This window comes from Mechercharimyces mesophilus (genome assembly GCF_059818345.1).
In genome coordinates this window covers 216,669-236,989 of record NZ_JCBAPH010000006.1, presented here as the reverse complement: position 1 = coordinate 236,989, position 20,321 = coordinate 216,669, and the positions used below count along the sequence as shown (strand labels likewise).

Genomic DNA, 20,321 nt, shown 5'->3' with positions numbered 1-20,321 from the left:
GACACGTACCTCGCTGATGTGGAACTTTTTCTTCTTTCCGTTGATGGTCAGCTCATGCCACCCTTGAAGCATCTCGATGATTTTCTTCTTTTCCTCATCTGTGTGACGCTCGATCGGCTGACCGACCACGATCCTAGCCGAATTGCCGATTGCGCGATTGAACCAGCGATGAACAGCGAAGAGAATTCTCATCTTCCCATCAAAATGTGCCTTCGTCCCGCCCTTCGTTGATCCACCGAGTTCTGATTCCCAACGGGCGAGGCTTCCTGCAAACCCCTTCTTCCCTTCATACTCCCACACCATGTCATCCTCGCCGTGTTGGTTCTTCAGCTTCAGTTCGCGATACTCCCCAATATCGGCGAGGAAGGAGTCATATCCCGTACTCCCGCCATACACCTTCACCCGCTCGTTCCCGCCATCGATGCCCAATATCATGATGCTCGCTCCTCTGATGTTGATACCTTGGTATGACCATGGGATGAATTCCCCCTGTGGGACAATCTTTTTTCATCCCTTGGTAATACCATGATATGTGTCTCAAATTAAAATAGACTTTTTTGCTCAAAAAAAAGTGCAAAAAGGTGGAAAGGTTAAATGCTTATGTACAACGAAAGTTAAAATAGGTGATCTTGATGGAGACGAAGTATCATTACATACCTAAAATCCGTGAAATTAGAGAACAAAGAGGCATAAAGCAGAAGTGGTTGGCAGAACAAATAGGTACATCTTCGACAATATTATCTCGCTGGGAGAGAGGGAAAGTGTATCCCTCGGTTCATTACCTGTATCGGATATGTCAGGTATTGAATGTTACTTTGTTTGAGTTGTACGAGCAGGTGCAGAAGTGATATATGAGTTATTCAATTGTATTTGAGTGTATGAATCAAAAAAGCCACCCGATTGGGTGGCTGTTGTATTGCTAACGAACTGCAAACGAACTGCAAACGGCAGAGCGATATTTCCCAGCGTGTAGCAGGTTTTTAATGTCGCAAATAGGGCTAAACACTGCTATCTAATCCAGTAAGTCCTGATGGCATCATATAACTCATTTGTTCACATGTAGTTGCACACTGTTGCAATGTCTGCAACAGGTTGCCTTGCTGTTGTTGCTGATTTTCTTGATACGATTGTTGTTGATATCCCTCTGTTTGAAATTCATCCAATGTGATTCCCTCCAATGAAGATAAGGTTTCTTTATCCTATTCGTCTATAGACGAAGTGACACTCATGAAGGGAGTTCACTTGTGAACACCATCAAGGAACTGCGAGAGTTAGAAATGTGTACAGCGTAAAAGAAAAAAGACGGATGGGCCCCTTCACGATGTGTTGGGCCATCCGTCTTTTTATAGGTTTCTTTATCCTTGTGGGGAAGGGGATTGCTTACCTACCCATGCTCGAAGGATAAGGACGAGTAGTGCTAAGCCGATGAGGCTTGCCCCAAGTCCGATCCATATGCTATCGGTAAGTCCCATCACGATATATCCAATGGAGGCCACCAGTCCAGACAAGATTGCATAGGGAATTTGTGTCGTCACATGGTCGATATGGACACAGCCAGCCCCGGTGGAAGACATGATGGTGGTGTCGGAGATAGGGGAGGAATGGTCACCCAGCACCGATCCACCTAATACGGCACCTATGGCAGGAATCATATACATCGGGTCTGTCGCTGCCACAATTTCACCGGCAATGGGGAGCATAATCCCAAAGGTTCCCCAAGAAGTTCCTGTCGCAAATGCCATGAGTGAAGCAAACAAGAAGAGAACCAGCGGTAGCCAGAAGAGAGACATGGTTTGATCGATCCAGCCGGCAAGGTATTCTCCCGTTCCCAGTTGGGAGATGATATCGGTGATCATCCAAGCGAGAAAAAGAATATAGACAGCGGGTAACATCGAGCGAAGACCAGCCCACGTTCCTTTGACGATAAGCTTTCCGCTCACTTTACGCATCAGATTGGAGAGAAGCGAGACACCTACTCCAAAGAGAGCCCCATAGAGAAGCGAAGCGGAGACATCGGTGTTTTCTAGAATGGTTAGAAGAGAGATTTCCCCTTCACTGGCGTTCATGCCTGTCCAACCCATGGAGACTATGGTACCGATGATTAAGGCGATGATAGGAAAGAGGAGGTCACCTATTTTGCCATGTTCACTGGAAGGAAGATTTTCTTGATGACCAGGAGCCTCTCCCTGTTCAGGATTGACCAGCACACCTTCTTCCATGGCGCGTTGTTCATGTTTTCTCATCGGACCAATGTCTAATTGGAATAAAATGACGGCTAAGAGAAGGAGTAGCGTTACAATCGCATAATAGTTCGATGGGATGGCGAGCAAGAACGCTTGCAGTCCTGTATAGTCCGTGATTTGTGTAGCCCCGAGGATTCCAGCGATTAAAGCGATGATATACGCTCCCCAACTGGAAAGGGGCATCATGACCACGACGGGAGCCGAAGTAGAATCAATGAGATAGGCTAACTTCGCACGTGAAATTCGTTGTTTATCGGTAATCTTCCTACTCACATTCCCCACAATTAATGTGTTGAAGTAGTCATCAAAAAAGATAATGATACCGAGTAAATAGGGGATGAGTTGTGTTTTCTTACGGGTGTCTGCTTTTTTTAGCGCCCATCTGGCAAAAGCTTCTCCACCGCCTGAGAGTGTAATCCATGCGCTTAAAATGCCCATCAGAAGGACAAAGAAAATGATATACATATTCCAGGTGTTTAATCCACCATCATCGATGATAATGCTTTTAAAGCTTTCATATATCAAGAGAAAGGTTTCGCCGATCATCCAATCACTTAGTAATAGGGCTCCCAATAAGATCCCTGCTCCGAGAGAGAGTAGTACGCGGCGTGTGAGGAATACCAATACCAGTGTAATTAATGGTGGTAACAATGATAAATAGGAACTTTCCATCGTGACACTCCTTTATTAAAATGAGGGTATGCGGATAGGAGGATGAGCAGTCGAGCTTCCAAAGAAACGAGCAATACATTCGTTGGGCTGTATATTTATTCGAAATAACTCATCGCGATCTATCTCGCTATAGTAGCTTGTAATTCATTATAAACAGAAAGGATGAAGAAATAAATGATAAAATCAAGGTTGGAAGAACTATCAAATTGGGTGCATAAAAAATCAATCGACTTTACGCTGGTTACTTCGACAGCCAATGTATATTACCTTACTGGTTTTTATTGTACGCCCCACGAGCGGTTGTTAGGACTGCTGGTCTTCCCGAATTTCGCTCCGATATTGGTCTGTCCCGCGATGGATGCTCACCAAGCGAGAGAGTCAGGTTGGAATGGAGACATCATCGGACATGAGGATACCGATAATCCATGGGACTTAATCGAGAGTGCATTAAAAGAGCGTGGTATAACGAATCCCACGCAGGTGGCGATCGAAGAAGAGCAGCTTTCATTTGCTCGTGCGCAGAAATTAATGAATCGCTTCCCAGGTATATCTTTTCATTCACTAGAAGAAAAGATGCATAAGCTACGGATGGTAAAAGCAAAGGATGAATTGGCCATCTTGCAGGAAGCAGCCAAATGGGCCGATTTTGGCGTTCAAATTGGGGTCGAAGCTCTCCATGAAGGGTGTACAGAAATGGAGGTGCTAGCCAAAATCGAATATGAATTGAAGAAAAAAGGGATTACACAAATGTCTTTTTCTACGATGGTGCTGTTTGGTGCCAACGCAGGTGCGGCGCATGGGAGTCCTGGTCAAAATACGCTCCAAGCGGGGGATCTGGTTCTATTTGACATGGGTGTCGTCCTAGATGGTTACTGCTCGGACATTACGCGAACAGTCTCCTTTCAATCCATTGGCGAGCAACAACGTGAGATTTATGAGACCGTTCTTCACGCGCAACAAACCGCTTTGGAGGCTTGTCGACCTGGAGTTCCGATTCGAGAGCTGGATCAACTGGCTCGCTCCATCATTGATAAGGCCGGCTATGGTGAGTATTTCCCGCATCGTTTAGGCCATGGTTTGGGTATTGACGTCCATGAATTTCCTTCGATCCATGAGAAGAGCGATCTTGTATTAGAAGAAGGAATGACATTCACCATTGAGCCAGGCATTTACATACCGGGTGTGGGTGGAGTTCGTATCGAGGATGATGTGGTTGTCACATCGGATGGGTACCGTTGCCTTACCGCTTTTCCAAAAGAGCTCCAGATTGTTCATGCTAAGTAGTCGAGATAGTAGACGATAGGATGAAGGCAGATAGCTCCAAATAGGGACCACTTTTTTAGTGGTCTTTTTTATACCAAGGGAAGCTGAATCTCCTACGCAGTCTGCTTTCATCCCAGATGTGGGACCATGACGGCTTCTAGGCAGTGCAGAAGATCCAGATTGTATTAAGGGCACTAATTAGGTACCCTATTAGAGAAAAAGTAAACCTGTCATGATAAAAGAAAGTAACCCAGCCAGAATGCAGCGTGCAAATCTTTCTTTTTCATTGTACTGTATCATAACAGTTAGCACTGGGGAGAAAAATAGCGCTATCCTTTATATAATAAGGGATAGCGCTATTTTCGTTTGGCCGATGAAAAAATTAAACGAAAAAAATCGACCAAAAATGAAAAAAAGTATTGTCAAAACGAAAGCCACTGTACTATAATACAACCAAGGAAAAGAGATCTGTTATTAAACAGTAACCAACTAGCCTATACGCAAGGAGGAATGAGACGTGACAACGGAAACGTCTTCCTACCCGGCCAATGTACAGATCAAAGGAAAGATGCATCCTGGGTTTGAAGAGATATTAACGCCAGGTGCCATCCAATTCGTAGAAAAATTAGCAAAGCAATTTTCCGATCGGCGCGAATCTTTGTTACAGAAGCGTGTCGAACGTCAATTGAAATTAGATGCGGGTGAAAAACTCGATTTTTTAGAAGAAACCAAATGGATACGGGAACAATCATGGAATGTGGACCCACTACCACATGATTTACAAGATCGGCGTGTCGAAATCACGGGTCCAACAGGTGATCGCAAGATGGTCATCAACGCGCTCAACTCGGGTGCTAAAATGTTTATGGCTGACTTCGAAGATGCCAATTCGCCGACATGGGAAAATAGTTTGCTAGGTCAAATCAATATGCGCGATGCGATTAATCGCACCATTGATTTTACCAACGAGAAGGGCAAGCAATATAAGCTGAACGAGAAGATTGCTACCTTGTTGGTCCGCCCTCGTGGCTGGCATCTGTTAGAGAAGAACCTTTTCATCGACGGGAAAGCCGTATCAGCTAGCCTGTTTGACTTTGGACTTTACTTTTATCATAATGCGAAAACGCTCTTGAGCAAGGGCACTGGACCTTATTTTTACCTACCGAAACTGGAAAGTCACTTAGAAGCCCGTTTGTGGAATGATGTGTTCGTCTTTGCGCAAAACGAGCTAAAAATTCGTCAAGGAACGATTAAAGCAACCGTGCTCATTGAGACCATTCCTGCTGTGTTTGAAATGGATGAAATCTTATATGAGTTGCGTCAACACTCGGCGGGTCTAAACTGTGGACGCTGGGATTACATCTTTAGCTACATCAAGCGTTTCCACAAAGATCCGCAAGTGATCTTGCCGGATCGCTCCCAAGTGACGATGACCGTACCTTTCATGCGTGCTTATACCCTTCTAACAGTGAAAACCTGTCATCGCCGCAAAGCACCGGCGATTGGCGGAATGGCAGCACAAGTGCCAGTGAAAAATAATCCTGCTAAGAATGAGGAAGCCATTTTGAAAGTACGCCAAGATAAAGAAAGAGAAGCAACCGATGGTCACGATGGGACCTGGGTGGCACATCCAGCATTGGTGCCGGTGGCGATGGAAGTTTTTGATCGAGTGATGAAAACTTCTAATCAAATTGAGAAGCAACGCCCTGATGTAAAAGCTGATGCAGCCGAACTGGTAGCGATACCTGAAGGAACCATCACCGAGGAAGGATTGCGAACCAACATTAATGTAGGAGTACAGTATATTGAATCCTGGTTGCGTGGTTTTGGAGCAGTAGCCATTCACGGTTTGATGGAGGATGCAGCGACGGCTGAAATCTCGCGCGCTCAAATATGGCAGTGGATTCGCCACCCAGAAGGAAAACTGAGCGATGGGCGTAAGGTGACCTTGGAGCTGTGTACACAAGTATTAGATGAAGAGCTTGCCAAAATTAATGAGGAGATGGGCGAAGAGAATGGTCAGAAGGCCAAGTTTATGGAAGCCCGTCGTCTTTTCCTCCAACTGATTGAGCAAGATGAGTTTGAAGAGTTTCTAACCGTCCCTGGTTATGAATTACTAAATGCATAAAAGAGTGAAAAAAAGACCTATACCAAAATGATGAGAGAGGATGAATGAAATGAATAATCAAAAAGAACGCGACGCATTGCAACTGAAAGAAAGCTGGGGGAAAGATGCACGTTGGAAAGGGATTGAACGTGCTTATGGTCCAGAAGATGTTGTTCGCTTACGTGGTTCTGTACAAATCGAGCACACGCTAGCACGTCGCGGTGCTGAACGATTATGGGAACTTCTTCATAATGAACATCACATTAATGCTTTGGGTGCTCTTACCGGTAACCAAGCGATGCAACAAGTAAAAGCAGGTCTAAAGGCGATCTATTTAAGTGGCTGGCAAGTAGCTGCGGATGCTAACAATGCCGGGCAAATGTATCCTGATCAAAGTTTGTACCCAGCAAACAGTGTGCCACAAGTGGTGAAGAGGATTAACCAAGCATTGCAACGTGCGGACCAAATTCATCATGCCGAAGGAAAAGATGACATCGATTGGTTTGCTCCAATCGTAGCGGATGCAGAAGCAGGTTTTGGTGGTCCACTCAACGTGTTTGAATTGATGAAAGGCATGATCGAAGCGGGAGCTGCAGGTGTTCACTTCGAAGATCAATTGGCATCTGAGAAAAAATGTGGTCACCTAGGCGGAAAAGTGTTAATCCCAACCCAACATGCCGTTCGCAACTTGGTCTCTGCTCGTCTGGCAGCTGACGTATCAGGCGTACCGACCATTATCGTTGCTCGCACAGATGCTAACGCTGCACAACTTATCACGAGTGATGTGGATGAGCGTGATCATGAATTTATCACGGGTGAACGGACACCGGAAGGATTCTATCGCATCAAAAATGGCCTCGATACGGCTATCGCTCGTGGGTTGGCGTACGCTCCGTATGCAGATCTTATCTGGTGTGAAACCTCTGAGCCGAGCTTGGAAGAAGCGCAACGTTTCGCTGATGCGATCCATGCTAAATTCCCAGGGAAATTGCTTGCTTACAACTGCTCGCCTTCCTTCAACTGGAAGAAAAAGCTGGATGACAAAACGATTGCTGAGTTCCAACATCGTCTCGGTGAAATGGGCTACAAGTTCCAATTCGTTACCTTGGCAGGTTTCCATGCCCTAAACCACAGCATGTTTGAATTGGCTCGTAAATATAAAGATACGGGAATGGCTGCCTATTCGGAACTGCAACAAGCTGAGTTTGATAGTGAAGTGGATGGCTACACCGCTACCCGTCACCAACGCGAAGTGGGAACTGGCTACTTTGATGAAGTAGCACAAGCGGTCTCCGGTGGAAAATCCTCCACTACGGCATTGTCTGGATCGACGGAAGAAGAGCAATTTAGCGTATAAGGAAAAGAAAGATGAAATAAGAAAAACCCGTCAGTCTACTCACTGACGGGTTTTTTGCTGTTCTCTATATCCATTACATGATACGACCATTAGTGTTCATTCATGATGCCACAAGTTCCTTCGTTAGCGGACTTTTACATTTCACTGGTTCCAGAGATCCCTCTTGCCCCTCTGGGACCACGCGGGCCGCGTCGTCCTCGTGGCCCGCGAGCTCCTGTCGCTCCTGTGGGACCGGTTGCTCCAACGGAAGTGAGTGGACCCACTTTAACAACAAAGGAATTTGATGCACCACGAAGTTGCTTTTGGAAGGCTTGGGATGTTACAGGGAAGTTAGTCGAAGCTGTGGACCCTGTGAAAAACACTTCTTCCTTATTGTTAATGGTAATATCAAAGGCGGCTTGGGCCAGTGTTCCGCCTAAGAAAGTGGAGAAGGCCAATCCGCGTCCAGAGTAGGTTAGTTGGGCTAAAAACACAGAAGAAAAACCTAAAAACTGTCTTTGAAAAGCATCAGGGGTAAGGGGAAAATTGGTTGATGTTGTCCCGCCGACAACCCATGCTGCGCCGAAGGAATCGACGGCAATTCCTTGACTTGCGTCAAAATCACTACCCCCAAGATAAGTAGAGTAAACGAGGGATTGTCCGGTTGGGTCCAGCTTGCTGACAAACGCATCAAGTACCCCAGAGAAGGCTGTTTGGAAGGCTCCCACTGATGTCGGGAAGTCTGTGGAACTCGTTTGCCCTGTCACATAGGCAAAGCGGCGATTGTCAAGGTCGATACCAGTGGCAACGTCAACACTACTTCCCCCGAGGTAGGTAGAATATTCAAGGGAAGAACCAGCAACATTGATCTTGGTAACGAACGCATCGGTACTACCGGATAGAAGGGTTTGAAAGGCGTTGGGGGTGATCGGGAAATCCGTTGAGTCCGTAGCTCCTGCGATATAGGTATTTCGGGTAGAATCAAGGACAATGCCCGCTCCGGTACTTTTGCCCATTCCGCCGAGATAGGTCGAAAAAATAAGGGAGGAGCCAGTAGCATTTAGTTTGGAGGCAAAAGCATCTTGGATGCCTCCCAAGGTTGTTTGGAAAGCAGCTAAAGTGATGGGGAAGTTGGTTGATTCTGTTGACCCCGTTACATAAGCTTGTTGGTCGGTATCAATGGCAATACCCAATCCATTATCATTCCCATTTCCACCGAGAAAAGTGGAGTAGATAAGCGAAGTTCCACTCGCATTGATATGTGTGATAAAAGCAGCTTGCGTGGCGCCGGGCAACGTTGTTTGCAAGGCATTTGCTGTAATGGGGAAGTTGGTGGAAGGTGTATTTCCTGTGACAAATGCTTGCCCGGATGAATCAACAGCAATGCCATTTCCCTCATCATTGCCACTTCCACCGAGATAAGTGGAATAGAGGAGCGAGGAACCCATAGGATTCAGTTTACTAATAAAGGCATCATCTGAGCTGCTATTAGCGATCATCGTTTGAAAGGCACCCGATGTGACGGGGAAATTGGTGGCATCTGTTCTGCCTGTTACATAGGCATTTCCAAGGGAATCGACGGCAATGCCATTACCTAATCCATCGTTAGCATTCCCACCGAGATAAGTTGCATAAAACATGATAGGGTCAATGGTGAGTGGTAGAGAGGGAGAGTATGGCTTTTCTAAATGAAAACGGATGGTTCCATCCTTGCATAAGGAAAAGCGGGTGGGAATGGTCTCAACGATTTTCCCTGTTGGTTGAAAGCTGATGGGTTTCTTTTCGCACAGAACGCCAGAAGATGTCCAGACCAAGAGATCCCCCTTCTCATTCAGGGATATTTCTTTGACGGATTCATAGCGCAGATGGATGTCATCGATCTGTGCCCCGGGCTGTAAAATGAACTCATATTTTAATTGTGATGAATTCCCTGTTATACGCATATCAATGCCTGACCATAGCTGACGGTAGATTAGTTCTGCACAAGATGGGGGTCCGTTCTTGTTTTGCATTGAGGGAGTTTTCTGAAGATGGATGGTAGGTGTGGGAAGGGCATTAAGAAATCGTAGAGTGATCGGTGGTGAGTGAGAGAAAAGTGGGTTTTCCATGGCAAGAGGAAGGATTTGTAGTCTGTCTGAGTAAAAGAGATAGCAGCAATATTTTCCGTATGATAAGTAGTGGATTCCATGTTCGAAGGCGTCTGGTTCTTTACAAGGATGAAATTGGAGGGGAAAAAGAGCTTTTTCAGTGGGACTAGAGACGGTCCGTTGTTCTTTCGGGTAAAAACCAGGTTGTTTCATGATGATACCCCATTTACTGATTTCACTCATTTTTGTTGATTATATTCTTCTCTTTTTGGAATATGAATTCTTGAAATGAGGACATTGATTTATCACTACAGACATAGAGGGCAATAAATGATATCCTTCAATCATAGCGTTTAAATGTATAAACAGATAAACATTAAGGCAGAGAGGAAGGATGTATGATGAAAAAGGAATCGTTGTTTGAGCCTATAACGCTCGCATCGGGGGTAACCATTAAGAATCGCTTCTTTAAATCGGCGATGAGTGAAGCTTTAGGGACGGTGGATCACCGTCCTAGCCCTCTACATGTAGCGCTGTACCGTCAATGGGCTGACGGTGGAGCGGGACTGGTCATGACGGGGAATGTGATGATTGATCGCAGGGCATTGGGTGAGCCGCGCAATGTGGTGGTTGAAGATGAACGGGATTTCGCCCTGCTACAAGAGTGGGCGGCTGCAGGAACCAAGGGTGGAGCGAGTCTATTTATGCAGATCAATCATCCCGGAAAACAGGTGCCAAAAGCGTTGAGTAAAGAGCCTGTTGCCCCTAGTAGCATCCCACTCAAAGGGAAGGTGGGAAAGTATTTTGCTCCACCTCGTGCATTGGAAGAGTCAGAGATCATGGAGTTGATCCAACGTTTTGCTACTACTGCCGGTATAGCCAAAAAAGCAGGTTTTACAGGCGTACAGATTCATGCTGCGCATGGCTACCTACTTAGCCAGTTTTTATCTCCTCATCATAATCAGCGGGCAGATGACTGGGGAGGATCTTCGGAAAAGCGAATGAGGTTCTTGTTGGAAGTGTACCAGGCGGTTAGAGAGGAAGTAGGTGCTACCTTTCCAGTAGGCGTAAAGCTTAACTCAGCCGATTTTCAGCGAGGAGGCTTTACGGAAGAAGAATCAATCGAAGTGGTGAAGATACTTTCTGTGCAGGGCATTGATTTTATCGAGGTTTCGGGCGGAAACTATGAGAATCCGAAAATGATGCAGCGTGATGTGAAAGAGAGTACGAGAAAGCGCGAGGCCTATTTCTTATCTTTTGCTGAAAAGGTTCGGAAACAGGTGGATACACCCTTGGTGTTGACCGGTGGCTTCCGCTCTGTAGAGGGGATGGTTTCTGCTTTGGAGAGTGGTGCGGTGGATCTAATCGGCATGGCACGCCCCTTTGCTCTTCATCCAGCGATTCCACGTCAGATTGCCACAGGTGAATTTCAATCCCTACAATTGGAGCCGATCCGAACGGGAGTAAAGAAATTAGATGAAGTTTCTCTGCTAGAGAATATGTGGTATGAACATCAGATGAAACGGATTGCCCAAGGGAAAGAAACGAAGCAGACTCCGCAAGGATTCCTGTTTCTCCTACAAACCCTTTATACACAAGGATTGCAGGTATTTCAAAAAAGAAGGAGTAAATAAGGCGCATTTCCCCTTGACCCTGACGTTATGTCAGGGTCTACGCTATAGAAGAGAGGAGGAGAAAGGGTGTATCAGGTAAGAGAGGTGGCACAATGGGCAGGAATCAGCATCCGTACCCTACACCACTATGACCGAATACAATTGTTAACGCCAGCAGCCAAAACAGACGCAGGCTATCGCTTGTACACTGATGAAGACTTGGAGCGTCTACAGCAGATTTTGTTTTTTAGGGAAATGGGGTTTGCATTAGAAGAGATTAAAGTGATTCTAGACCGATCGGATTTTGATCGCGAAGAGACGCTTCGCCTTCATCGTGAAAGCTTGCTAGCAAAGAAACAGCGGATGGAAGTCATGATACAAACGGTGGATAAGACGCTATTAGCCATAAGAGGGGGCAAGGCAATGAAAAAGGAAGAGATGTTTCGCGGGTTGGATCAGCGTGCGATCGAAGAGCATCAAAAGAAGTATTCAGAAGAGGCCAAGCGGAAGTATGGAAGGGAGATCGTAGAGAAAACGGAACAACGAACCCAGAAGTACAACGACGCAGATTGGCAAAACATCATGGGGGAAGCGGATACGATCTATCGAGAAATTGCCGCACGAATGGAAGCAGGTCCACGTGATCCAGAAGTGCAACAGCTGATCGATCAATGGCGAAACCACATTACTTCTCACTATTATGATTGTACGCTAGGCATCTTCCGTGGACTAGGTGACCTGTATGTAGAAGATGAACGTTTTACGAAGAACATCGATCGGTATCAAACAGGATTGGCCCAATTTCTACAAGAAGCGATGCATTACTATTGCGATGAACGGGTGTGAGCGCGACGGAGGAATACAAGAATCTAACTAGCGACAAATCTACCTGTGCAAGAATGACGTGAGGATAGGAGAAATAAAAGCTACCCTTTTTATGGGTAGCTTTTTGAACCTTATGCATATGCCCGTCGGTGTAAGCGTACAACGCGTTTGAACATTTTCTTATCAGGAGATTGCCGGAAAACACAAATGCCCGGAGCCGAATTAATCTCATAAAACCACACCCGTTTATCGCCGTCAATACCCACGTCAATACCAAAGGCGCGGGTTCGGTTATAGAGACGGCCCATCACTTTGGAAGCCTCGACTGCGAACCGCTTTACATCTTGAAAGACCCGCTCTTTCTCTTCGTCCGAACATTGAAGATGTTTGGTTAAGATTTTGTTCATAGGAGTCGGCTTTCCTCCTCGGTGTCGATTGGTAACAATATAGTTTGCAGGGGCTATCTTTCCTACCATTCCAGCAACTACCCACCTTTTTCCTAATCGAACGGTATGAATGCGCAGGTCAAACGGCTCTCCCGTGTGAGTAACACTCTTAATTCCCTGTTGAATAATATAAGATTGGTTAGTCATGTTTTCTTGGAGAGATCTCTTTAACCCTTTTTGATCTTTGCAAATATAGGATCGATCAATGGATCGTAATCGATACTGAGAGGGATGTTTGTCAATACGGAGAATGCCTTTTCCTTGAAAACCGACTTCGGGCTTAAGATAGACGAATGAAAACTTGTCTAACATTTTCATTAGATTTGCCCAAGAATAGGGATAGACAGCAGGAATATATGGACTAGTGGAAGAATTTTCAGATAGTTTTCTGTTCTGATACATTTTCCCGCGCCATTTTCGCTGCTGCTTACTTATAGTCTTATCCATCCACCTAGCTCCTTTGGGTGCTTGTTTACCATTATGCTATTCAAGGTAAAGGATAGTTGTATAGGGGGAGCACGGAGGATGGAAGACCATTTTCGGAAGGTTAAGAGGCGTCTATCTAGAAGAGGGGGCTGTAGGATGGTTAGGGGTATTTAGGTGATTATAAATGCCTAAAATAGTAACGATAGATTAGCATTTTGCCCTTGCTATTATTCAGATATGGAGTCTGGATTCTTTAGTGAGGAGAGGGGGAGATTATCTTTTTTGCCTTTCTAGACGAAGGACTTTGTAGTAAGCCCTTTTATCGGGCAATACACGAAAGACATGAATTCCAGGTGTTGTATTGATTTCATAAAACCAAACTTTCCCCTGTCGGTCGATCCCCATGTCTATCCCTAAACGTTTAACGGTGGGATAAGCTTTCCCCATTTCTTTCGATGCTGTGACGGATAGTTTCTTGATTTGCGAGGTCAATTGTTTTCTTTTCTTAGGTGAATAACCTAAATGTTTCTTAAAAAGATCTGATACGGGAATAGGCTTTCCCCCGCTAGAACGATTGGTTACAATTTGATGACGCCGAGTAGCTATTTTGGCTACGATACCTGCAACAATCCATTTCTGACCTTTTCGTATCGTGTGAATACGTAGATCAAAAGGGTATTTCTTCTTTGTCAGGCTTACAATACCTTGTTGCAACATTTTTTTTCTCCGAGAGGCACTGAGGAATTGATATAACTTTTCTTTATCTTTAAATCTCCTTTTTTTACTTTTTGTCTGAACGCGATAAATACCTTGCTTGTCCCGAGAGATACGAACGATACCTCTCCCTTGTCCCCCGCCATTTGGCTTTAGATAGATAAATCTATATTTTTCAAGCATATTGGTAAGGTTCCTGCGATTAAGTGGTAGAGATTCGGGAGTGTAGGGGCGAGTGGTAGATTGGCGGGAGAGAAGACTCATTTGTAATAGCTTACTCTTTTGCCTGGCTTTATATCGTTTTTTTTGTGTCATTGCTTAAATCACCTCCATATCTCTTTCTACTATTCTACTCATTATTAGTAGAAAAGGTGTAGGTGGTGATCCTCTATCTATCAAAAAATTTTTCTAATAAAGGGAGGTTGCTTCGCCCGACGGTGCAGGGTTTGGATGCGTTCATACATCTGCTTTTCTTTTAATGCGCGAAAGACGAGTGTGCCAGGTGTCGTATTGACTTCGAAGATCCAGATATGGTGATTCTCATCAATGCCTGCATCAATTCCTAAGCGATTATTTCTTTGGTAGACGGTATGGATTACTCTGGAAACCTCAAGAGAAAGTGATTTTAGCTTGCGAAACAAGGCGACTCGTTCTTGCACTGAACAAGCAAGGTGTTCGATAAGGATGTTCGTAATGGGGACGGGGAGTCCTCCACTGTGTCGGTTGGTGACGATGTGGTCTATAGAAGCGACCTTTCCGACAATTCCCCCTACCACCCATTTATTCTGAACTCTCACCGTATGCATACGTAAGTCAAAAGGTTTTTTCTCTCGTGTTAGACTCTTGATTCCTTGCTGAATGACATAAGGGGTGAAACCCATGTGGTCATCGAGCGTCTCTAGTAGTTTGGGAAGCTTAGGAGAGTGGACAGATTGTGTGGGTGTGCGCATCAAGTACTGATCATTCCCAGATTGGACACGATCGACACGTATAATGCCAGCTCCTCGTCCACCGCCATCAGGCTTAATATAGATAAACGGATAAGTTCTTAGCATCCTGATGAGATTCTCGCGGCTATAGGGCAACGTTTGAGGGATATGAGGAGCTGTAATCGGATCGCTGGACAATAGTTGATGTTGCAATTGTTTACTTTTATAAAAGGGACCTTTTGTCGCCATCTTTTTTCTCCTCTTTTTCGTTATACGGACATTTCTATATCTTACTCAGAGAGAAGATTTCCCGTATAGGTAACTATCGAATGAGGAAAGTAGATTTTTGTCCCTTTATAGCGCGTAAAGCTGTCCTTTTATCTTCGGTAAACCATAATTTTCAGACGATGTTCCCATATACTTAAGAGAAGGATCAGAAAGAGGGTGGGATATCTTTCGATGCGGAGGGGAAATGAGGGAAGGGGATGCGATTTATCTGGGTTAGGCATGGACAATGTGAAGACGATGAGCAAGGAAGGTATGGAGGTCAACGTCAAACTGGACTAACGACAAGAGGGATGCAACAAGTGGAACGCATCGCGGCCACATTTACTGAGATTGAAGTAACAGGGTTATATTGCAGTGATTTAGTTCGAGCAGAACAGACAGCCGCTGCCATTAAGCGAATTCATCCTCACTTGATACTGCGAAAAGCTTCTCAATTACGTGAATTCTCGCTGGGTGAGTGGGAAGGGTTAACTGTAGAAGAGATTGTTCATCGTGATCGAGAGTGGCTTATTTGCTGGATGGATGATCCGTGGCATGTCTCCCCACCACGGGGGGAAACACTGGAGGAGATGGCGACGCGACTGTCCCAATGGTTGGAAAGCGTTCTTACCGCTCATTCGTTAAAAGAGACGATTATTGTTGTCAGTCATGGAGGGCCTATTCGGTGGTTTGCATCCGCTGTGCTTTATCGGGACCCACTCACGTTTTGGAACTTCTCTATTCCCAACGGAGACAAGGTGATTGCGGATTGGGATGGGAGTCAATGGGAACTCATTTCCTCCCCAATGGAAGAAACAAACTCAAGTGATCCATTATGAAAAAGAGAAAATGAAAAAGGGCGACTGACATAGAGTCAATCGCCCTTTAGTGGTTTAAGAATTAGCGGCCGAGCTTTGTAACATTGGCTGCTTGGTCACCACGGTTCCCTTGGGTGATTTCGAAGCTGACGCGCTCGCCTTCTTCTAAGGTTTTGAATCCTTCAGTGTTGATAGCAGAGTAGTGTACGAATACATCGTCACGTCCCTCTACCTCGATGAATCCAAAGCCTTTTTCAGAGTTAAACCATTTAACTGTACCTTCGATCATGGATGTGAAACCTCCAAGAATATAATTGTTGGGAACCATATCTTCAATATAAGAACACACAGTGCAAAAGTTTATAATGTCGGGACTATATTCCTTTGCACTGTGTGTGCAATATATATCAATACGTCCAACCAACTACATTATAGCACGTTCATTTTCTTTTTGCAAAGCCGAAGTAAAAAAGAAGTCGTGAGGAAATAAAGGTAGCTTCTCAAACCCTGACTTTATGAGAGTTTTGGCTCAGATACAATGAGAAGAGAAGAACATAAGAAAGGAAATTGGGAAACTGGAGTTCCTTCAGAATGAGAGGGAGCGATTGACGAAATGATGGAGAGGCAAAACGTTAATCTTTTGTCTCCATTTTCTCCTTATTACGCTTAAGATATTCCATCGCCCAATCGCACCACTGAATCCGCATTTCAGCATAGCGAATACCATATTCGGATGTGAAGTAATCACCAAAGTCCTCTGTATGTAGCGGATCATTCTCCTGCAAATAGGCTTCTTGCCATTTCTTTGTCCCTTCGTAGGCATACTGAAAAGCTTGCTGCTGCTCTCCTAGTAATTGAAGAGCTTCTTCATAAGGAAGAAGGTGAAGGACCTTTACACGCAATAAAAATTCGTCCTTGATACTAGGGGGAGGGGTTCCCTCTTCCAGTAGCCACTGCTGTAACTCTTGCTCTCCTGTAAGGGTAAGAGAGTAAAGCTTTTTATTGGGATGAGCCGATTGCGGAATCACCTCTGAACGAACCAGATCCTCCGCCTCCATCTTGCCTAACTCACGATAAATTTGTGTGTGATGTGCATGCCAATAATAAACCATTGTCTCATTAAATTGATGATGCAGTTCATAACCCGTCGCCGGTTTCTTTGATAATAAGCCTAGCAAAGCAAAGCGTAAGGACATATTGAACTTCCTTTCTTACGATCAAACTAAGAATATAGGATTTTTCCCCTTTTTAGTTTATCGAAAAAGAGTGTCAGGTACAAAGTTTGCTGTTTTTTCTCATTGTCATACAGAAGCGGACTTGCTATAATGAGTTTGCACATATGAGATTTTGCACATATAAAATTATCTTTGGAAATTTTCTATAAAAAGTGAAAGGAGCAGGAGCATGAATTTTCTTACGCGCTTTTCTTTGAAGAATTGGGTGGCAGTCATGATCTTCGCTGTCTTACTCGTGATTGCTGGGTTGTTCTCTTTTCAAAACCTAAAAGTTGACCTCTTGCCAGATATTGAATTTCCGCAACTTTCCGTTGAAGTGGTTTACCCAGGAGCCTCTCCGCAGGATGTTGAGGAGCAAGTGACAGGTCCCTTGGAATCTAAGTTGGAGAATCTTGCGGATCTAAAGAAAGTGCAGAGTTCTTCTTATGAAAGTACGGCGATGCTTAATCTTGAATTTCCTTTTGATACAGATATAGAGGATCGGAAGCAAGAAGTGGAAGGGATCATTCAAGAAGCAGACCTTCCGGAGGAAGCAGAGCTCAACGTCAATAGTTTCTCTTTTGGTTCCTTTCCCATCTATAGCATCTCCTTATTTGCGAAAGAAGGAACGGAACTAGAGAAGGTATATGAAGAGGAGATAGAGCCAAAGCTGACCAAGATTCCGGGTGTGGGAAGTGTGTCCATCGGAGGAAATAAGGAAGAAATGCTGACCATCACGGTGGATAAAGAGAAAGCAGCGCGAGCGGGTCTTACATTAACTCAAGTGAAGGAAGCGATTAATCATAAATTTCTCTCTTTTCCTGCTGGTTCTGTCGAGAGTGAGACAATCGATGTACCGGTTAGGGTAGAAGAAAAATTGGGTTCCATGGAAGAGTTAGAAGCGATTTCTCTTGTAAGTTCAACATCTGAGCAAGATGACCTCTCTTCTGGTACGGTGAATCCTGAAGAACAAGAAAGATCGGCTCCATCTGTGGTGACGTTGGGGGATATCGCCACGATCGAGCCGAAAAGTGAACGCGAAGAAATCACGCGTTTTAATCAAAAGAGCTCCCTAATGTTAGCAGTGACCAAAAAGCAAGAGGCCAATACGGTTGAAGTATCGGATGAAGTGATCGAGGTGTTGGAGGGTTTTTCTGACAAGGTAGAGTATAAGATTGGCTTTGATCAGGCCACTGGAATTAAAGAATCGGTCTTTACGCTTATTCGAGAAGGATTGTTGGGTGCCTTGTTTGCCTCCCTAGCCGTTCTGATTTTCTTACGTAACTTCCGAGCAACGGTGATTGCTATCACATCGATCCCATTATCGCTCGTGATGACGGCGATCTTCTTGGATCAGCAAAATATTACATTAAACATCATGACATTGGGTGGGATGGCCGTCGCCGTTGGACGAGTGGTGGATGATAGCATTGTCGTGATTGAAAACATCTTTCGTCGCATGCGCTTGCGGGATGGAGAGGAGGATCAAAATGAATTGATTGCCTCTTCTACCCGAGAGGTATTAAAAGCGATTGTCTCATCCACCTTTACGACTGCGGTGGTCTTTCTCCCCTTAGCCTTTGTGGGAGGGATTACTGGTGAGTTTTTTCGCCCATTCGCTTTTACTGTGGTCTCTGCCTTAGTCGCTTCCCTATTGGTATCGGTTACGCTAGTTCCTATCTTTGGTAGATTCTCTTTTAAGAAAGAGCAGAAAGCAGAGCGAGAAGGCCACTTGCAGACGATATATCTACGTATCATTCGTTCGCTTTTACAGCGAAAAGGTTGGGTGATCACTGCTTCCTTATTGCTATTGATAGGTTCGTTAGCGGTGGTACCTACTCTAGGTTTTACTTTTCTTCCTAATGAGGAGCAACAAACGATTGTGGGCACTGTAGAGATGCCCTCTTCGACACCATTGGAACGAACCCATGAAGTATCGCTAAAGATAGAAGAGATGTTCGCAGAGAAAGATGCGATACAGACGGTCACCACCGGTGTTGGTGCACGCGATTATACGAGCGGCTTACAGCGTGAGAATAAAGTGGAATACTTCATCGGATTAAAAGATGGCGTCGAGATCCAAAGTGAGATTGCTACCTTGGAGCAAGAGATAGAGAACATCGTTCAATCCTATACGGATAAAGGTGTTGTCTCCTTGCAAGAAATGCAATCAGGTGGACCCCCGACTAATACCAATGTGGATATCAACCTCTACTCTAAGGATTTAGACGCTTTACAGGAAGCGTCCGCTCGCGTGGAAGAGTATATGTTGTCTTTAAATGAGGTAGAAGAGATCCAGAATAATTTACAAGATAAACAGAAGCAATGGTTGGTGGAGTTAGACCCAGTAAAGACATCGCAGTTCGGTGTGTCCAACACGATGGTATTGGGATTGGTTGCGGATCTGACTCGTCCTGTATCTCTCCAAGACTTTGATTTCATGGGTGAAAAACAGGCATTGCAACTTACTTATGATGAGCCAGTGATGGCTAGGGATGAATTGGAAGAAATTGAATTCCCGACTACGAACGGTATGGTTTCGCTATCTGAAGTAGGAGAAGTAAAAGAAGTGGAACGTGTGGCCTCGATCCAAAAACTAGATGGGGAAGTTTTTGCGCAAGTAACCGGTCAAGTCAAGGGAAATAATGTCCAGCAGGTATCACAAAACGTAATTCAACAGGTCAAAGAAAATGTAGACTTACCGGACAACGTTTCTCTCGATGCGGGCAGTGGTAGCGAAGAGACGATAAAAACGTTTCGTGAATTGGGATTGGCAATGATTGTGGCCATTGGTTTGGTCTATTTAACGATGCTGATTACCTTTGGCCAGGCACGTATTCCGTTTATTGTGTTGTCCTCCCTCATTTTTGTACCGATCGGTGCGATTGGTGGTTTATTTATTGCAAGGGAGCCCTTGTCAGTTAGTGCGATGATTGGACTGCTCATGCTCATCGGGATTGTTACGACGAATGCGATTGTATTGGTGGACCGTGTAGGGCAAAACCGTGAAAAGGGATTAACCATTCGTGAATCATTAATGGAAGCTGGAAAAACACGTTTGCGTCCGATCTTGATGACGGCTTTTGCTACAATTGCAGCCCTACTCCCACTTGCATTTACCACTTCTTCTGGCACCTTGATTTCTAAGGGATTGGCAGTGGTCGTGATTGGAGGGCTGACAACTTCCACCTTGCTCACGCTCATCATTATTCCTGTAATCTATGAACTGTTTTACTTCCAACAAGTCAAAAGAGAAATGGCTTCGACAAATACGAGTGAATAGAGAACAGGTGAATAAGTTGTAATACAAAGGGAAGCAGGGATTTGATCCGGCTTCCCTTTGTTGGTTTAATCGAATGAA

General features: G+C 44.9%; 17 protein-coding genes. 8 read left to right on the top strand and 9 right to left on the bottom strand.

Going from position 1 to position 20,321, the window contains the following annotated elements:
- Window positions 1-435: ParM/StbA family protein (locus AC6RGY_RS15010; RefSeq protein ID WP_499864309.1), on the bottom strand; the 435-nt coding region annotated here is incomplete at its 3' end.
- A 197-nt stretch (window positions 436-632) separates the two neighbouring features.
- On the opposite strand from AC6RGY_RS15010, the gene AC6RGY_RS15005 reads away from it, so the two are divergent.
- Window positions 633-848: a helix-turn-helix domain-containing protein gene (locus AC6RGY_RS15005; RefSeq protein WP_499864308.1), complete on the top strand. Its 216-nt coding sequence runs from the start codon at window positions 633-635 to the stop codon at window positions 846-848.
- Window positions 849-998: 150 nt separating this feature from the next.
- On the opposite strand, the gene AC6RGY_RS15000 is transcribed toward AC6RGY_RS15005, so the two are convergent.
- Together AC6RGY_RS15000 and AC6RGY_RS14995 are read right to left on the bottom strand one after the other, a co-directional pair.
- Complete coding sequence (locus AC6RGY_RS15000; RefSeq protein ID WP_499864306.1) at window positions 999-1,163, bottom strand: hypothetical protein; 165 nt, start codon at window positions 1,161-1,163, stop codon at window positions 999-1,001.
- Window positions 1,164-1,355: 192 nt separating this feature from the next.
- On the bottom strand, window positions 1,356-2,915 hold the full coding sequence (locus tag AC6RGY_RS14995; RefSeq protein ID WP_499864305.1) for a Na+/H+ antiporter NhaC family protein: 1,560 nt from the start codon (window positions 2,913-2,915) through the stop codon (window positions 1,356-1,358).
- Between the two features lie 177 nt (window positions 2,916-3,092).
- Here AC6RGY_RS14995 and AC6RGY_RS14990 point away from each other — a divergent pair, with 177 nt between their 5' ends.
- The 3 genes from AC6RGY_RS14990 (at window position 3,093) to aceA (ending at window position 7,642) form a co-directional block, all read left to right on the top strand.
- On the top strand, window positions 3,093-4,199 hold the full coding sequence (locus tag AC6RGY_RS14990; RefSeq protein ID WP_499864329.1) for a M24 family metallopeptidase: 1,107 nt from the start codon (window positions 3,093-3,095) through the stop codon (window positions 4,197-4,199).
- 496 nt (window positions 4,200-4,695) lie between these two features.
- Window positions 4,696-6,306 (top strand): malate synthase A, encoded by a 1,611-nt coding sequence (gene aceB / locus AC6RGY_RS14985; protein WP_499864303.1) that lies wholly within the window; start codon window positions 4,696-4,698, stop codon window positions 6,304-6,306.
- A 49-nt stretch (window positions 6,307-6,355) separates the two neighbouring features.
- Entirely contained in the window at window positions 6,356-7,642 is a 1,287-nt protein-coding gene (aceA, locus tag AC6RGY_RS14980) for an isocitrate lyase (protein ID WP_499864301.1), read from the top strand.
- Window positions 7,643-7,776: 134 nt separating this feature from the next.
- Here aceA and AC6RGY_RS14975 read toward each other — a convergent pair whose 3' ends face one another.
- Complete coding sequence (locus tag AC6RGY_RS14975; protein ID WP_499864299.1) at window positions 7,777-9,633, bottom strand: SBBP repeat-containing protein; 1,857 nt, start codon at window positions 9,631-9,633, stop codon at window positions 7,777-7,779.
- Window positions 9,634-10,109: 476 nt separating this feature from the next.
- Here AC6RGY_RS14975 and AC6RGY_RS14970 point away from each other — a divergent pair, with 476 nt between their 5' ends.
- On the top strand, window positions 10,110-11,342 hold the full coding sequence (locus tag AC6RGY_RS14970) for an NADH:flavin oxidoreductase/NADH oxidase family protein (RefSeq protein ID WP_499864297.1): 1,233 nt from the start codon (window positions 10,110-10,112) through the stop codon (window positions 11,340-11,342).
- A 66-nt stretch (window positions 11,343-11,408) separates the two neighbouring features.
- A complete protein-coding gene (locus tag AC6RGY_RS14965; protein ID WP_499864295.1) occupies window positions 11,409-12,167 on the top strand; it encodes a MerR family transcriptional regulator in 759 nt (252 codons plus the stop codon).
- Between the two features lie 110 nt (window positions 12,168-12,277).
- Here AC6RGY_RS14965 and AC6RGY_RS14960 read toward each other — a convergent pair whose 3' ends face one another.
- The 3 genes from AC6RGY_RS14960 to AC6RGY_RS14950 all read right to left on the bottom strand — a co-directional run bounded on the left by AC6RGY_RS14960 (window position 12,278) and on the right by AC6RGY_RS14950 (window position 14,910).
- Window positions 12,278-13,039, bottom strand: a complete 762-nt coding sequence (locus AC6RGY_RS14960) for a YheC/YheD family protein (protein WP_499864293.1) — start codon at window positions 13,037-13,039, stop codon at window positions 12,278-12,280.
- 252 nt (window positions 13,040-13,291) lie between these two features.
- Window positions 13,292-13,996: a YheC/YheD family protein gene (locus AC6RGY_RS14955; protein WP_499864327.1), complete on the bottom strand. Its 705-nt coding sequence runs from the start codon at window positions 13,994-13,996 to the stop codon at window positions 13,292-13,294.
- Window positions 13,997-14,127: 131 nt separating this feature from the next.
- Window positions 14,128-14,910, bottom strand: a complete 783-nt coding sequence (locus AC6RGY_RS14950) for a YheC/YheD family protein (RefSeq protein WP_499864291.1) — start codon at window positions 14,908-14,910, stop codon at window positions 14,128-14,130.
- Window positions 14,911-15,146: 236 nt separating this feature from the next.
- On the opposite strand from AC6RGY_RS14950, the gene AC6RGY_RS14945 reads away from it, so the two are divergent.
- The gene (locus AC6RGY_RS14945; protein WP_499864289.1) at window positions 15,147-15,767 is read left to right on the top strand and encodes a histidine phosphatase family protein; all 621 of its coding nucleotides are present in this window, start codon (window positions 15,147-15,149) and stop codon (window positions 15,765-15,767) included.
- A 61-nt stretch (window positions 15,768-15,828) separates the two neighbouring features.
- Here the strand turns inward: AC6RGY_RS14945 and AC6RGY_RS14940 are convergent, their stop codons facing one another.
- Together AC6RGY_RS14940 and AC6RGY_RS14935 are read right to left on the bottom strand one after the other, a co-directional pair.
- Window positions 15,829-16,035, bottom strand: coding sequence for a cold-shock protein (locus AC6RGY_RS14940; RefSeq protein ID WP_258840054.1), 207 nt, complete (start codon window positions 16,033-16,035; stop codon window positions 15,829-15,831).
- Window positions 16,036-16,378: 343 nt separating this feature from the next.
- Window positions 16,379-16,942 (bottom strand): PadR family transcriptional regulator, encoded by a 564-nt coding sequence (locus tag AC6RGY_RS14935; RefSeq protein ID WP_499864287.1) that lies wholly within the window; start codon window positions 16,940-16,942, stop codon window positions 16,379-16,381.
- A 208-nt stretch (window positions 16,943-17,150) separates the two neighbouring features.
- Here AC6RGY_RS14935 and AC6RGY_RS14930 point away from each other — a divergent pair, with 208 nt between their 5' ends.
- Window positions 17,151-20,243, top strand: coding sequence for an efflux RND transporter permease subunit (locus AC6RGY_RS14930; protein WP_499864285.1), 3,093 nt, complete (start codon window positions 17,151-17,153; stop codon window positions 20,241-20,243).
- Window positions 20,244-20,321 lie beyond the last annotated feature (78 nt).

What these genes read in the sequence shown, in the direction of transcription:
- aceA (WP_499864301.1), top strand. Translation starts at nt 6,356, where the DNA reads ATGAATAATCAAAAAGAACGCGACGCATTGCAACTGAAAGAAAGCTGG.
- AC6RGY_RS14930 (WP_499864285.1), top strand. Translation starts at nt 17,151, where the DNA reads ATGAATTTTCTTACGCGCTTTTCTTTGAAGAATTGGGTGGCAGTCATG.
- AC6RGY_RS14945 (WP_499864289.1), top strand. Translation starts at nt 15,147, where the DNA reads ATGCGATTTATCTGGGTTAGGCATGGACAATGTGAAGACGATGAGCAA.
- AC6RGY_RS14955 (WP_499864327.1), bottom strand. Translation starts at nt 13,996, where the DNA reads ATGAGTCTTCTCTCCCGCCAATCTACCACTCGCCCCTACACTCCCGAA.
- AC6RGY_RS14950 (WP_499864291.1), bottom strand. Translation starts at nt 14,910, where the DNA reads ATGGCGACAAAAGGTCCCTTTTATAAAAGTAAACAATTGCAACATCAA.
- AC6RGY_RS15005 (WP_499864308.1), top strand. Translation starts at nt 633, where the DNA reads ATGGAGACGAAGTATCATTACATACCTAAAATCCGTGAAATTAGAGAA.
- AC6RGY_RS14970 (WP_499864297.1), top strand. Translation starts at nt 10,110, where the DNA reads ATGAAAAAGGAATCGTTGTTTGAGCCTATAACGCTCGCATCGGGGGTA.
- AC6RGY_RS14960 (WP_499864293.1), bottom strand. Translation starts at nt 13,039, where the DNA reads ATGGATAAGACTATAAGTAAGCAGCAGCGAAAATGGCGCGGGAAAATG.
- AC6RGY_RS14935 (WP_499864287.1), bottom strand. Translation starts at nt 16,942, where the DNA reads ATGTCCTTACGCTTTGCTTTGCTAGGCTTATTATCAAAGAAACCGGCG.
- AC6RGY_RS14940 (WP_258840054.1), bottom strand. Translation starts at nt 16,035, where the DNA reads ATGATCGAAGGTACAGTTAAATGGTTTAACTCTGAAAAAGGCTTTGGA.
- AC6RGY_RS14975 (WP_499864299.1), bottom strand. Translation starts at nt 9,633, where the DNA reads ATGCAAAACAAGAACGGACCCCCATCTTGTGCAGAACTAATCTACCGT.
- AC6RGY_RS14995 (WP_499864305.1), bottom strand. Translation starts at nt 2,915, where the DNA reads ATGGAAAGTTCCTATTTATCATTGTTACCACCATTAATTACACTGGTA.